Origin of the sequence: Euryhalocaulis sp. (assembly GCF_013911995.1) — a bacterium.
Taxonomy (GTDB): domain Bacteria; phylum Pseudomonadota; class Alphaproteobacteria; order Caulobacterales; family Maricaulaceae; genus Euryhalocaulis; species Euryhalocaulis caribicus.
Window position 1 is genome coordinate 1 of the sequence record NZ_JACESD010000064.1, and the last position, 13,737, is coordinate 13,737.

The window sequence follows — 13,737 nt, forward strand, 5'->3', positions numbered from 1 at the left end:
GGGCATGAGACCTATCAGATCTACGGCCCCGACACGCGCTCCTTCGACGATGTCGAGGAAGCGCGCGCCGCCGTCGCCGCGCTGGAACACGCCGATGACTGACCCGCTCTGGCGCGCCGAGGATGCAGCCGCCGCCACCGGCGGGCGGCTGACCGGCGGGCCGTGGGTGGCAAACGGCGTCTCCATCGACACGCGGGAAATCAGGGCGGACGATCTGTTCGTGGCGCTGAAAGACCAGCGTGACGGGCATGAGTTCGTCGCCAGCGCGTTTGGAAATGGCGCCTCCGCGGCGCTGGTCGAGCGCGAAAGCGGCGCCGGGCGGGAGCTTGTCGTCGATGACACGCTGCAGGCGCTGCGCGATCTGGGCGCCGCGGCGCGCGAACGCTCTGACGCGCGGCGTGTTGCGGTCACCGGAAGCGTCGGCAAGACGAGCGTAAAAGAGGCGCTGGCCGCGGTCTTCGCGAAGGCGGGCCGCGCGCACGCCTCCGCGCGCTCGTTCAATAATCACTGGGGCGCGCCCCTGACGCTGGCCCGCATGCCCGCTGACACCCAGCGCGCCGTGTTCGAACTGGGGATGAATCACGCCGGCGAACTGACCGACCTTTCAGGTCTGGTGAAGCCCCATGTCGCGGCCATCACCCGCATCGGCGAGGCGCATATCGGCTTTTTCAAATCCCTCGAGGCCATCGCCGACGCGAAGGCGGAGATTTTTTCCGGGCTTGAAGCGGACGGAGTCGCCGTCATCAATGCCGATGACCCGCAATCCGGCCGCCTGCGCGCCGCCGCCGGGGACCGGCGCATCGTCACGTTCGGCCGCGCGGCGGACGCCGATGCGCGTATTCTGGATTACCGCAGCGGCGATACAGGCGGGGAGGGCGAGATCGCCGTCTTTGGCGAGACGCTGAAGTTTCAGATTCCCATTCCTGGCGCGCACTGGGCGGAGAACGCGGCCTGCGTCTTCGCCTGCGCCGCCATGGCGGACGTGGACGCGCAGACAACGGCGGCGGCCCTGTCGGCGTTTCAGGCCCCGGCCGGGCGCGGCGGAGTGATTCAGGCCAGCGCGGACGGCAAGCCATTCACCCTGATCGACGATTCCTACAACGCCAATCCGGTCTCCATGCGCGCCGCGCTGGCCGCGCTTGGCGGCCGTCAGCCGGAAGGCGAGGGGCGGCGTATCGCGGTTCTGGGCGAGATGCTGGAGCTGGGCGATGACGCCGCCGATTACCACGCCCGCCTGGCCGGACCGATTGCGGCGGCGGGGGTGGACCTTGTCTTCGTTTCGGGCGAGTTGATGGGGGCGCTCTGGGATGCGCTGCCGGCCTCCGCCAGGGGCGGGCGCTATGCAAGCGGCGGCGAGGTTTCGGATGCGCTCCGGGGGGCGATCCGCCCCGGCGACGTGGTGCTTGTAAAGGGATCGAACGCGTCGGGCATGAGCCGTGTGGCCGCGGCGCTCAAGGGGGGCTGATGCTTTACGAATTTCTATTTCCGCTGGCGGACCAGTTCCCGCTTTTCAATGTTTTCCAGTACATCACCTTCCGCTCCGGCGGGGCGCTGATGACCGCGCTTCTGGTCGCGTTCCTGTTCGGCAAGCCGCTGATCGGCTTTCTGCGGATGCGCCAGGGCAAGGGGCAGCCGATCCGGCTGGACGGGCCGGAGGGACATATCGTCGCCAAGGCGGGCACGCCGACCATGGGCGGTTTCCTGATCCTGCTGGCGCTGTCGGTGTCCGTCATCCTCTGGGGCGACCTGCATAACCCCTATGTCTGGGTGGTCTTCATGGTCACGCTGGGCTTCGGCCTGGTCGGCTTCATCGACGACTACCGCAAGGTCACAAAACAGACGAGCGAAGGGCTGGGCGGCAAGTTGAAGCTTCTGGCGGAGTTTATTATCGCCGCCATCGCCGTTTACGTGCTGACCCAGATTGGCGGGGCGGAGGACGCGCCGGCCAATTTCGGCACCTCGCTGGCGCTGCCCTTCTTCAAGGATGTTCTGATCAATCTCGGGCCGTTCTTTATCGTCTTCGGCATGCTGGTGATCGTGTTCACCGGCAATGCGGTGAACCTGACGGACGGGCTGGACGGCCTGGCCATCGTGCCGGTGATGATCGCCGCGACCTCGTTCGCCTTCATCGCCTATCTCAGCGGCAACGCCATCTTCGCCGATTATCTGAACATTCATCTGACCCCCGGCACCGGCGAGCTGGCGGTTCTTCTGGGCGCGCTTCTGGGTGCGGGGCTTGGCTTCCTGTGGTGGAACGCCCCGCCTGCGATGGTCTTCATGGGCGATACCGGCTCGCTGGCGCTCGGCGGCATGCTGGGCGCGACGGCGGTGGCCGTGAAGCACGAGATCGTGCTGGGCGTCATTGGCGGGCTGTTCTTCCTGGAGGCGCTGTCGGTCATGGTGCAGGTCGCCAGCTATCGCCTCACCGGCAAGCGCGTGTTCCGCATGGCGCCGATCCACCACCATTTCGAGAAGCTGGGCTGGCAGGAGCCGACCATCGTGATCCGGTTCTGGATCATCGCGGTGGTACTGGCGCTGATCGGCCTCGCCACGCTGAAACTCCGCTAGAATGATCCCCGTCGCCGCATATCGAGACCAGACGGTCGCGGTTATCGGCCTGGCCCGTTCGGGCCTGACGGCGGCCCGCGCGCTGCAGGCCGGCGGCGCGAGCGTCATCTGCTGGGACGACAATGAAGAGGCGCAGGCCCGCGCGAAGGCCGAAGGCCTGACGGTGACGGATCTGAACGCCCGCGACTGGTCGGATCTGGCCGCTGTTGTGCTCTCCCCCGGCTTTCCCCTGACCCATCCGGAGCCGCACCGCTATGTGAAAATGGCGGAGTCGGTGGACGTGCCGGTGATCGGGGATATCGAGCTGTTCGCGCTGGCCGTGAACGCCCTGCCGGAGAACCAGCGCCCGCGCGTCATCGGCATTACCGGCACCAATGGCAAATCCACCACCACGGCCCTGCTGGGCCATCTTTTCCACCATGCCGGGCTGGACGCGCAGGTCGGCGGCAATATCGGGCGCGGCGTTCTGGACCTCGACCCGCCGCATTCCGGGGCGGTCTATGTGCTGGAGCTCAGCTCCTACCAGCTGGACCTTGCCCATTCGCTGCGCTGTGACGCGGCCCTGCTGCTGAATGTCTCGCCCGACCATCTGGACCGTCATGGCGGGATGGAGGGCTATGTCCGCGCCAAGACCCGCATTTTCCAGAACCAGCGGCCCACGGACGCCGCCATTATCGGCGTCGACGACGAACACACGCGCAGGATCGCAACGGGCTGGCTGGCGAAGGGGGGGCGCAATGTGATTCCGGTCTCCTCCGGCCGCGCGCTCAGCCGCGGCGTCTATGCGCTGGGCGGCGCGCTTTATGACGCCACGGGAACCAGCGTGCGGCAGGTGGCCGAGCTGGACGCGGTGGAAACGCTGCCCGGCCGTCATAATCACCAGAACATTGCCGCCGCCTTCGCCGCCGCGCGCGCGGCGGGCCTCAGCGCCGACGCCATCCGGGACGGCCTGAAAAGCTTTCCCGGCCTCGCGCACCGGCTGGAGAAGATCGCGGAAATCGACGGCGTCGCCTTCGTCAATGATTCCAAGGCGACCAATTTCGACGCCGTGCGTCAGGCGCTGGCGGTTTACGGCAATATCTACTGGATCGCCGGCGGCCGCGCGAAGGACGAGTCCCTGAAATCCCTCAGCGACCTGTTTCCCCGCATTTCCAAGGCCTACCTGATCGGCGAGGCGCAGGACGGTTTCGCCCGCGGTCTCAAGGATGTCATGCCGGTCGACAAGTCCGGTGACATGGAAACCGCCGTGGCGCGGGCGCTGGCCGATGCGCGCGCCAGCGGCGCCCCGGACCCGGTCGTCCTGCTGTCTCCCGGCTGCGCCTCTTTCGACCAGTTTAAGGATTTCGAAGATCGCGGCGATACATTCCGGCGAATCGTTGAGCGAATCACCCGTGATTCCGCGTCGATTCAGGGAGCCAGCGCATGATCGCCATTTCACGCACCGACCGGTCCGCCTTTGCCGAATGGTGGTGGAGCGTCGACCGCGTGCTGCTGGGCACGTTCGGCCTGCTGATCGCGATCGGTTTCCTGCTGTCTTTGGCGGCCAGCCCGGCCGCCGCGGATCGCCTGTCGATCACCGACCCGTTCCATTTCCTCTATCGCCACGGCTTCTATGCCGGCATCGGCGCGGCGGTTATGCTGGCGCTTTCCAGCCTTGATCCGCGCGGCGCCCGCCGCGTGGCGGCGCTGATCCTTCTTGGCGCCATGGCGCTGACCGCCGCCACGCTGGTCATGGGCGTGGAGGTGAAGGGCGCGACGCGGTGGTTGCGCTTTGCCGGGTTCTCGCTGCAGCCCTCGGAATTTCTCAAGCCCGCCCTGATCGTCATCGCGGGCTGGCTGTTCGCCGAGCAGAGGCGCGGCACCGCCGCACCCGCCGCGATCATCGCGTTCGTTCTTTATCTGGCCTGCGTCACGCTGCTGCTGCTTCAGCCCGATTTCGGCCAGACCGTGCTGCTGACCACCGCGTTCGGGGCGCTGTTCTTCCTCGCCGGCATGCCGTGGATCTGGACCGCCGCGCTGGGCGCGATGGCGCTGATGGGATCGGCGGCGGCCTATTTCGTTTTCCCGCATGTCGCCAGCCGCGTGGACCGTTTCCTGAACCCGGAAAGCGGCGACACTTATCAGATCGACCGCGCGCTGGAGGCGGTGGGGCGCGGCGGCCTGTTCGGGCGCGGGCCCGGCGAAGGCGAAGTGAAACATTTCCTGCCCGACGCCCACACCGATTTCATTTTTGCGGTCGCGGCGGAGGAATTCGGCCTGCTGGCGTGCCTGCTGATTACGGGCCTGTTCGGCGTCGTCATCTGGCGCGGCCTGCGTTCGGCCCTGCGCCTGAACGAGCCCTTCATGCAACTGGCCGCCGCCGGGCTGACCCTGCTTCTGGGCCTGCAGGCCTTCATCAATATCGCCGTGAACCTGCATCTTGTGCCGCCAAAGGGCATGACGCTGCCCTTCATCTCCTATGGCGGGTCGTCAATGCTGGCCACGTCCGTCACCGCGGGCTTGCTGCTGGCCATGACGCGGCGGCGCCCGGGCGTCTATGAACGCTCTTCATGACCGCGCGCCGCGCCGTTCTGGCCGCCGGGGGCACCGGCGGACATATGTTTCCGGCGCAGGCGCTGGCGGAAACGCTTAAAGCGCGCGGCTGGGCCATTTCCCTGCTCACAGATGCGCGCGGCATGCGCCATGCGGACGGAATTCCCGCCGATGACCGGCGTACGCTGAGCGCGGCTTCCATCATCAAGTCGAAGCCCTGGACCTGGCCGATGGCCAGTCTCGCCATCTGGCGCGGCTACCGGCAGGCCCGGCGCCTGATGAAGGACCAACGCCCCGATATCCTGATCGGCTTTGGCGGCTATCCGGCTTTCCCCGCCATGATGGCGGCGAAGTCGCTGAACATTCCGATCATCATCCATGAGCAGAACGCCGTTCTGGGCCGTGTAAACCGCGTGCGCGCCGGAACGGCGGCGGTGGTCGCCAGCGGCTTCGACCGTCTGGCGCGGCTGCCCGACAAGGCCCGCGACTGCTGGCAGGTGACAGGCAATCCGCTGCGCGCCCCGATCCTGAAAGCGGCCGGCGCGCCCTATGAAGCGCCGGACGACCATCTTCGTCTTGTGGTGCTGGGCGGCAGCCTGGGCGCGCGCATCCTCAGCGAGACGGTTCCGGCGGCGGTGGCCCGCTTGCCGCAGGATATCCGCAGCCGGCTGGAAGTCGTGCAGCAGACGCGCGAGGAAAATCTGGACGCCGCGCGCGAGACCTATCGCGAGGCCGGCGTCGTCGCGGTTTGCGAGCCGTTCTTTCGCGACGTGGCGGGCCATCTGCGCGGCGCGCATCTGGTGATTGCCCGCGCCGGCGCGTCCACTGTGTCGGAACTGGCGGCCGTAGGGCGGCCCGCCATCCTGATCCCCCTCAAAATCGCCATGGACGACCACCAGACTGAAAATGCGCGCAGCCTGGCGGACGTTGGCGCCGCAGACGTCGTGTCCGAAGATGAATTGAGCATTGAGGGACTTGCCGCTCTGTTGCAAACCCGCCTCGGAGATAGCGAAGATCTGGCGCGCCGGGCGGCGGCGGCGAAAACCGCCGGTCGGCCGGACGCCACCGAACGCCTCGCCGCGCTGGCTGAAGCCGTCGCGGATCCCGGGGCCCCAGAGGAGCAGGAATGAAGAAGACGGACCCGGTCCCCTACGAGGTCGGCCCCATACATTTTGTCGGCATTGGCGGCATCGGCATGAGCGGCATCGCCGAGGTGATGCTCAATCTCGGCTATGAGGTTCACGGCTCGGACATCAAGGAAAACGCCAATGTGGAGCGCCTGAGAAAACTCGGCGCGACGATCCATATCGGCCACGCGGAAAGCAATGTCTCCGGCGCCGGCGCGGTGGTGGTCTCCACCGCCGTCAAGCCGGATAACCCGGAAGTCGTCGCAGCCCGAGAGCACAAGATTCCCGTGGTCCGCCGCGCCGAAATGCTGGCCGAGCTGATGCGCCTGCGCCACACCGTTGCGGTCGCCGGGACACATGGCAAGACGACGACCACCTCCATGGTCGCCGCGCTGATGGACGTGGCCGGGTTCGACCCCACCGTCATCAATGGCGGCATCATCAATGCCTATGGCGCCAACGCCAAGCTGGGCGAGGGCGACTGGATGGTGGTGGAGGCGGACGAGTCCGACGGCTCCTTCCTGCGCCTGCGCGGCACGGTGGCCATCGTCACCAATATCGACCCGGAGCACATGGACCACTATGGCAGCTTCGACAATCTGCGCGCCGCCTTCGACCGTTTCGTAGAGACGATTCCGTTTTATGGCTTTGCCGTGGTTTGCGTGGACCATCCGGAGGTCCAGAACCTCGCCAGCCGGGTCGAGAACCGCCGGCTGGTCACTTACGGTTTCAACCCGCAGGCCCAGGCGCGCATCGTGAACATGACCCCGCAGGGCGGCGTGACGGTATTCGACCTTGTTTTCCATGACGCCGACGGAGAGGTCGAGGAAACCTGGAAGGGGCTGCGCCTACCCATGGCCGGGCGTCACAATGTCCAGAACGCCACCGCCGCCGCGACCGCGGTGCGCGGGCTGGGCGGCACGGAAGACCAAGTGCGGGACGCCCTGAACGGTTTTGCCGGCGTGAAGCGCCGCTTCACAGACGTGGGGGGCTGGAACGGCGCGCGCGTCATCGACGATTACGGGCACCATCCGGTGGAAATCTCCGCTGTCCTGAAGGCAGCGCGCGACGTGGCCGACGGCAAGGTGATCGCTGTCGTGCAGCCGCACCGTTATTCCCGTCTGCACGACCTGTTCGACCAGTTCTGCAACTGCTTCAACGACGCCGACGCGGTGCTGGTCGCCCCGGTCTATGAAGCGGGCGAAAAGCCGATCGAGGGCGCGGACAGGGACTCTCTGGTCAAGGGGCTGCGCAAGCACGGCCACCGCAAGGCGATGGGCGTCACGCGTGAGTCACTGGCCGAAGATGTCGCGAAACTGGCGGGCGAGGGCGATCTCGTCGTCTGTCTCGGCGCGGGCGACATCACCTATTGGGCCGCGGCGCTGCCCGGCGAGCTGAAGGCGCTGGACGCAAAGTGAGCCTGATTGATCGCCTCCCTGAAGTTCGCGGCGTTCTGAAAGCGGGCGAGACGCTGGCGCCGTTCACCTGGTTCCGGGTCGGCGGACCGGCGGAAGTTCTGTTTTTGCCCAAGGACGAGGCGGACCTTTCCCATTTCCTCGCCGAAACGCCGGAGGATGTTCCGGTGTTCGTCATGGGCGTGGGGTCGAACCTTCTGGTGCGCGATGGCGGCATTCCCGGCGTTGTCATTCGCCTTGGCCCGGCCTTCGGCAAGATCGCGCCGGAGGGGGATAACCGCCTGCGCGTGGGCGCGGCGGCGCTGGACAAGATGGCGGCGAAGCAGGCCGCCAGGGCCGGGGTTTCCGGGCTGGAGTTTTTCGTCGGCGTGCCGGGTTCCATTGGCGGGGCGCTGCGGATGAACGCGGGCTGCTATGGCCATGAGACCAAAGACGTGCTGGTCGAGGCGGTGGCGATTGACCGGCTGGGCCGCCGCATCGTCGCCCCGCTGGAGGAGCTGGGTTACAGCTATCGCCACTCCGAAGCGCCGGACGACTGGATCTTCGTTGAAGCCCTGTTCCAGGGACAGGCCGGCGCGCCGGAAGAGATCGAGGCGCGCATGGCGGAGATCACCGCCCAGCGCGAATCCACCCAGCCGATCCGCGAGAAGACCGGCGGCTCGACCTTCGCCAACCCGGATCCGCCGGGCACGGAGAACCAGCGCCGCTCCTGGCAGTTGATCGACGCCGCCGGAGGCCGCGGGCGCCGCGTGGGCGGCGCGCAGATGAGCGAGCAGCACTGCAACTTCATGATCAATACGGGCGATGCGACGGCCGCCGACATCGAAAATCTCGGCGAAGGCATCCGCGCCGACGTGAAGGCCCGGTCCGGCGTCGACCTGCGTTGGGAGATCAGACGGGTGGGGAAAAAGGCATGACCAAGCGCGTTGCGGTTCTTCTTGGTGGTCCGTCGTCCGAGCGCGAGGTCAGCCTGGTGTCGGGCGCGGCTTGCGCGAAGGCGCTGCGCGAGGGCGGCTATGAAGTCGTCGAGATCGATCCGGGCGAGGCGCTGATGCAGCGTCTGGCCGAGGCCGCTCCGGATATCGTGTTCAACGCCCTGCATGGACCGTGGGGCGAGGACGGGCGCGTTCAGGGGCTGCTGGAGTGGTTTGGCCGCCCCTACACCCATTCCGGCGTTCTGGCCTCGGCCCTGGCGATGGACAAGCAGCGCGCAAAAGCGGTTTTCGAGGCAGCGGGCATCGATTGCCCGAAAGGCGCGGTTCTCGACCGCAAGACAATCGCGGACGCGCATCCGATGGAGCCGCCATATGTCATCAAGCCCGTAAACGAGGGGTCCAGCGTCGGCGTCTACATCATTCGCCCCGGCGACAATCGCCCGCCCGCCGATATCGGCTCCGACCAGTGGAAGCTGGGCGAGGACGTGCTGGTGGAGGAGTTCATACCGGGGCGGGAGCTGACCGTCGCCGTGCTGGGCGACGAGCCGCTGGCCGTCACGGAAATTCTGCCGAAATCCGATTTCTACGATTTCGAGGCGAAATACGCCGCGGGCGGTTCGGCGCATGAGGTGCCGGCCCGTATTCCGCCGGAGATCGAAAAACGCTGCATGGAGGCCGCCGTGGCGGCGCATGAGGCCGTAGGCGCCAGAGGGTTAACGCGGTCGGACTTTCGCTATGACATGCATAACGATCGGTTAGCCTTACTCGAAATTAACACTCAGCCGGGCATGACTCCTACTTCGCTGGCGCCAGAACAGGCCGCCTACCGGGGGCGCGATTTCAAGGCCTTATGCGCCTGGATCGCTGAGGATGCTTCATGCCTAAGGTGAAGAAGACAGCACGGAAAACCAAAAAACGGCATTCGTCCGGCCGTCCGACCGTCTTCACGCGCATTCGCAATCATTTCGCCGCCCGCCTGCGCGGCGCGAAATACCGCGCCGGCGCCGCCGTGCGGCTGGCGACTGTCGCCATTACCGCCGTCATGCTGCTGGGCGTCGCCGTCCTGTGGGGCGGCGGCTGGCTGGCGGGCGCGGCCGGGGGCGCGGCGCAGTCGACCGACAAGGCGCTGGCCGGCGCCGGGTTCACCGTTCGCCATGTCGATATCATCGGCGCCGACCGGGCTGAGGCGGACGCCATCCATGCCGCGCTCGGCGATCTTGGCCCCAATTCCATTTTCACGCTGGACGCCGCCTCCGCGCGTCAGCGCGTCGAGTCGCTGGGCTGGGTGGATGAGGCCGTGGTCGCGCGCCTGCTGCCCAACCGTATCTCGGTCACCGTGACCGAACGCCGCCCCGCCGCCGTCTGGCAGAATGACGGCGCGTTCTTCGTGGTGGATTCCGATGGCGGCGTGATCGATGGCGCCGACCCGGCGGAATATACGGCCCTGCCGGTGGTCGTCGGCGCCCGCGCGGGCGAGGCCGCGCCGGAACTGCTGGACGCCTATCGCCAGTTCCCCTCTGTCGCGGAGCGCGTGGAAGCGGCGCAGCGCGTGGGAGAGCGCCGCTGGACCCTGTGGATCGACAGCGGCATGAAGGTTCACCTGCCCGAGGACGAGGGCGCGGCCGCGCTGGCCATTCTCAATGATTTGCAGACGCGGCGTCATATTCTTGACGCGCCGGCCAGCTTGATTGATCTGCGGGATACGACCCGCATCGTGATCCGCCCGATGGAGGGTCACGATTCCATAGAATTGAAAGGGCGCGAGGCATGAGCGCTATGCCCCTCTTCGGGCGCAAGGGCGAGGATGGCGGCGAGGGACGCAAGCCCCAGACGCTGGCCGTTCTGGATATCGGCTCCTCCAAGGTCGCTTGTTTCATCGGCCGTTCCGAGCCGGGCGGCGGGGTTCGCGTGACCGGCGTCGGGCATCAGTCCAGCCGCGGCGTGCGCTGCGGCTCCGTCGTGGATCTGGACGAGGCCGAAACCGCCGTCCGCGCCGCCGTCGAGCAGGCCGAGCGCATGGCGGGCGAGGCGGTCAGCCGCGTCACCGTCAATCTCAGCGCCGCGCAGCCGCGCAGCCACCGCATCGCCGTGGAAGGCCCGCTTTCGGATCGCGAGGTCTCCGACCGCGACCTCCGCCGGCTGCTTTCCGCCGCCCTTGATGAGTTTCACGAGCCCGAGCGCGTCGTCGTCCACGCCATCCCGCTGACCTGGACGGTTGATGACAGCCGCGGCGTGCGCGATCCGCGCGGCATGTATGGCCGCACGCTGGCTGTCGAGATGCACCTTGTCACCGCCGCCTCCGGGCCACTGCGCAATCTCGCCATCTGCGTGGAGCGTTGCCGCCTGGACATGAGCGCGGTGGTCGCCACGCCTTATGCCTCCGGTCTCTCGGCTCTGGTTGAGGACGAGCAGGAGCTGGGCGGTCTTCTGATCGATATGGGCGGGGGCACCACCTCCGTCGCGGCCTTCGCCGAAGGCGCGCTGGCCTATGTCGACGTGATCCCGGTCGGCGGACAGCACGTCACCGCCGACGTCGCGCGCGGCCTGTCCACGCCCGTCGCTTCGGCCGAGCGGATCAAGACGGTCTATGGCTCCGTTCTGGAAAGCCCGGACGACGATCAGGACCTGATCATGACGCCGCAGATCGGCGAGGACGGGCAAAGCTCGATGAACCAGGTGCCGCGTTCGCTGCTGACCCAGATCATCAAGCCGCGCCTGGAAGAGACGTTCGAGATCGTGCGGGAGCGCCTGATGACGGCGGGCGTGGACAAGGCCTCGGGCCGCCGCGCCGTTCTGGTCGGCGGCGCGTGTCAGTTGCCCGGCGTGCGCGAACTGGCCGCCAAGATTCTCGAAAAACAGGTGCGCATTGCCCGCCCCGCCGGGGTGGTTGGTCTGGCTGACGCCGTCAGCGGTCCGGGATTCACCGCCGCCGCCGGCATGCTGATCCATGCCGCGCAAGGTCCGCGCGAAGCCATCAGCGGCCCGCCGCGCATTACGGAAAAAGGCGCCGCGCGCCGCCGCAAGGAGGCCGTGGAGGCTGGCGGCATTGGCGGCGCGTGGTCCTGGCTGCGCGAGAATTTCTAGAGGCTGATCTTTTCGACCGTCTCGAAGCCGCGCGCCTGTAAGGCCGGGCGCATGGCGGCGTCGGCGTTCCCCGTGACATAGGCGGCGACCGGCTCCAGCGCCCCGCCGCCTTCCTCCAGCTGCAGCAGTCCGCCCGCGCGGCGCGCGATGGCTTCGCCGGAATCGATCCATTTCAAACCGGCGGGGGAGGCGGCCTCGATCTCGGGCCGCAGCAGCGGGAAATGCGTACAGGCCAGCACCGCGACATCCATCCGGTCGGCGTGTTCCAGCGCGAAGAGCGGCGCCAGGGCCGTCTCGATAGCTTCGGGGCTGACGGCCTCGCCCGCCATCTTGCGTTCGGCCAGCGCCACAAGGCGCGAGCTGCCAAAGCGCAGCACGCTGCGGTCCCCCGCGAATTCGGCGATCAGGCCGTCGCTATATTCCCTTTCAACCGTGCCCGGCGTGCCCAGGAATCCGATCACGCCGGTGCGGGTCAGGCTGGCCGCGGGCTTGATGGCCGGCACGGTTCCGACAATCGGGGTTTTCACCGCCTTGCGCGTCTCGTTCAGCGCCACCGTGGAGGCGGTGTTGCAGGCCATGACAAAAAGCTGCGGCGCGAATCTTTTTTCAAGCACTGAAAAAAGCGCCGGCACGCGCTGTTTCAGCTCGGCCTCGCTGCGCAGTCCATAGGGCAGGAATGCGGTGTCCGCCGCGTAAATTGCCTTGGCGGCAAAGCCTTTCCGGGCCAGTTCGTCAAACACGGAAAGACCGCCGACGCCCGAATCGAACACGATGACCAGGGACTTTTCACGCATGCTTTTTCCATTCTCCGGGCGCCTGTTCACATTTGTTGATCAGTAAGCTTAACCCTCGATTAAATGGTAAAGACGACATTTACCCCGAATCCTCGGATAATCCGTCGATTGCCGTATCTGGAGACCATTTCATGCCCCTGTCCCTTTCCGCCCCGGAAACCCCTGAGCTTCAGCCCCGCATTGTCGTGATCGGCGTCGGCGGCGCCGGTGGAAACGCGGTCAACAACATGATCGCCAAGGAGCTGGAAGGCGTTGAATTCATCGCCGCGAACACCGATGCGCAGGCTCTGGCGCGTTCGAAGGCCGAGCGCCGCATCCAGATGGGCAGCGACGTGACGCTGGGTCTTGGCGCCGGCGCCCGCCCGGAAGTGGGCGAACAGGCGGCCGGCGAGTCGATGGAAGACATCCTCCAGCATCTCGAAGGCGCGAACATGGTGTTCGTGACTGCGGGCATGGGCGGCGGCACGGGCACCGGGGCGGCCCCTGTCATCGCACAGGCCGCGCGGGAGCAGGGCATCCTGACGGTTGGCGTTGTCACCAAGCCGTTCCAGTTCGAAGGCCCGCGCCGCATGCGTCTGGCCGACGCCGGCGTCGAGGAGCTTGAGAAGAATGTCGATACGCTGATCGTCATTCCGAACCAGAATCTTTTCCGCGTTGCGACCGAAGCCACCAGCTTCGCCGACGCCTTCGTTATGGCTGACGATGTTCTCTATTCCGGCGTCCGCGCCATCACCGACCTGATCGTGCGTCCGGGCATCGTGAACCGCGACTTCGCGGACGTGCGCACCACGATGAGCGAGATGGGCCGCGCCATGATCGGCATGGGCGAGGCCGAAGGCGACCGCCGCGCCGCCGAGGCCGCCGAAGCCGCGATCAACAATCCGCTGCTGGACGATACCGCCATGAAGGGCGCCCAGCGCGTGCTGATCAGCTTCACCCACGGCCCGGACTTCACGCTGCACGAGATCGACGAAGCCGCGAACATCATCGCCCAGGAAGCCGACGAGGACGCCCAGATCAACTGGGGCTCGACGCTGGACGAGACGATGGAGGGCAAGCTGCGCCTGTCCGTGATCGCCACGGGCATCGGCGAGGGCGAGCGGGACCGCCGCCGCCCGGAACAGCCGGTCGCCCGCGCGCCGATCGCCCGCCCGGCCAAACCGGCCGCGCAACCGCAATCGGCCGCCATGCCCTGGCGCAGCGAGACCCCGGCCAAGCCGGTCGAGCCTTCCGTGCGTCCGGCGGGAAACGCCAAGACGGCTGAGCAGATCCGCGCGGAGAT

The 13,737-nt window shown here is 67.1% G+C and carries 12 protein-coding genes; 11 read left to right on the forward strand and 1 reads right to left on the reverse strand.

What is annotated here, in order from left to right; all coding sequences use genetic code 11:
* Positions 1-94: 94 nt before the first annotated feature.
* The 10 genes from H2040_RS13205 to ftsA are packed head-to-tail and all read left to right on the forward strand — an operon-like array spanning position 95 to position 11,661.
* Entirely contained in the window at positions 95-1,465 is a 1,371-nt protein-coding gene (locus tag H2040_RS13205) for a UDP-N-acetylmuramoyl-tripeptide--D-alanyl-D-alanine ligase (RefSeq protein ID WP_287157986.1), read from the forward strand.
* A complete protein-coding gene (mraY, locus tag H2040_RS13210; protein WP_022696469.1) occupies positions 1,465-2,568 on the forward strand; it encodes a phospho-N-acetylmuramoyl-pentapeptide-transferase in 1,104 nt (367 codons plus the stop codon). Before H2040_RS13205 ends, mraY begins: the two co-directional genes overlap by 1 nt.
* A gap of 1 nt (position 2,569) precedes the next feature.
* Complete coding sequence (murD, locus tag H2040_RS13215) at positions 2,570-3,994, forward strand: UDP-N-acetylmuramoyl-L-alanine--D-glutamate ligase (RefSeq protein WP_287157987.1); 1,425 nt, start codon at positions 2,570-2,572, stop codon at positions 3,992-3,994.
* Positions 3,991-5,121, forward strand: coding sequence for a putative lipid II flippase FtsW (gene ftsW, locus H2040_RS13220; protein ID WP_022696471.1), 1,131 nt, complete (start codon positions 3,991-3,993; stop codon positions 5,119-5,121). Before murD ends, ftsW begins: the two co-directional genes overlap by 4 nt.
* Positions 5,118-6,230: an undecaprenyldiphospho-muramoylpentapeptide beta-N-acetylglucosaminyltransferase gene (gene murG, locus H2040_RS13225; protein ID WP_287157990.1), complete on the forward strand. Its 1,113-nt coding sequence runs from the start codon at positions 5,118-5,120 to the stop codon at positions 6,228-6,230. Before ftsW ends, murG begins: the two co-directional genes overlap by 4 nt.
* Complete coding sequence (gene murC, locus H2040_RS13230; protein WP_287157992.1) at positions 6,227-7,645, forward strand: UDP-N-acetylmuramate--L-alanine ligase; 1,419 nt, start codon at positions 6,227-6,229, stop codon at positions 7,643-7,645. Before murG ends, murC begins: the two co-directional genes overlap by 4 nt.
* Positions 7,642-8,559 (forward strand): UDP-N-acetylmuramate dehydrogenase, encoded by a 918-nt coding sequence (gene murB / locus H2040_RS13235; protein ID WP_287157994.1) that lies wholly within the window; start codon positions 7,642-7,644, stop codon positions 8,557-8,559. Before murC ends, murB begins: the two co-directional genes overlap by 4 nt.
* The gene (locus H2040_RS13240; RefSeq protein WP_287157995.1) at positions 8,556-9,467 is read left to right on the forward strand and encodes a D-alanine--D-alanine ligase; all 912 of its coding nucleotides are present in this window, start codon (positions 8,556-8,558) and stop codon (positions 9,465-9,467) included. The genes murB and H2040_RS13240 overlap by 4 nt, the downstream gene beginning before the upstream one ends.
* Positions 9,464-10,348, forward strand: a complete 885-nt coding sequence (locus tag H2040_RS13245; RefSeq protein WP_287157997.1) for a cell division protein FtsQ/DivIB — start codon at positions 9,464-9,466, stop codon at positions 10,346-10,348. The genes H2040_RS13240 and H2040_RS13245 overlap by 4 nt, the downstream gene beginning before the upstream one ends.
* Entirely contained in the window at positions 10,345-11,661 is a 1,317-nt protein-coding gene (ftsA, locus tag H2040_RS13250; RefSeq protein ID WP_081639412.1) for a cell division protein FtsA, read from the forward strand. The genes H2040_RS13245 and ftsA overlap by 4 nt, the downstream gene beginning before the upstream one ends.
* On the opposite strand, the gene murI is transcribed toward ftsA, so the two are convergent.
* Entirely contained in the window at positions 11,658-12,455 is a 798-nt protein-coding gene (murI, locus tag H2040_RS13255; RefSeq protein WP_287157998.1) for a glutamate racemase, read from the reverse strand. The two genes, ftsA and murI, sit on opposite strands and share 4 nt — an antisense overlap.
* A gap of 131 nt (positions 12,456-12,586) precedes the next feature.
* Between murI and ftsZ the strand changes: the two genes are divergently transcribed.
* Positions 12,587-13,737: cell division protein FtsZ (gene ftsZ, locus H2040_RS13260; protein WP_287157999.1), on the forward strand; the 1,151-nt coding region annotated here is incomplete at its 3' end.

Bases quoted from the DNA above. Each gene is read 5' to 3' on its own strand.
- ftsW (WP_022696471.1), top strand. From the start codon at position 3,991: ATGATCGCCATTTCACGCACCGACCGGTCCGCCTTTGCCGAATGGTGG.
- mraY (WP_022696469.1), top strand. From the start codon at position 1,465: ATGCTTTACGAATTTCTATTTCCGCTGGCGGACCAGTTCCCGCTTTTC.
- H2040_RS13240 (WP_287157995.1), top strand. From the start codon at position 8,556: ATGACCAAGCGCGTTGCGGTTCTTCTTGGTGGTCCGTCGTCCGAGCGC.
- murC (WP_287157992.1), top strand. From the start codon at position 6,227: ATGAAGAAGACGGACCCGGTCCCCTACGAGGTCGGCCCCATACATTTT.
- H2040_RS13205 (WP_287157986.1), top strand. From the start codon at position 95: ATGACTGACCCGCTCTGGCGCGCCGAGGATGCAGCCGCCGCCACCGGC.
- murD (WP_287157987.1), top strand. From the start codon at position 2,570: ATGATCCCCGTCGCCGCATATCGAGACCAGACGGTCGCGGTTATCGGC.
- ftsA (WP_081639412.1), top strand. From the start codon at position 10,345: ATGAGCGCTATGCCCCTCTTCGGGCGCAAGGGCGAGGATGGCGGCGAG.
- murI (WP_287157998.1), bottom strand. From the start codon at position 12,455: ATGCGTGAAAAGTCCCTGGTCATCGTGTTCGATTCGGGCGTCGGCGGT.
- murG (WP_287157990.1), top strand. From the start codon at position 5,118: ATGACCGCGCGCCGCGCCGTTCTGGCCGCCGGGGGCACCGGCGGACAT.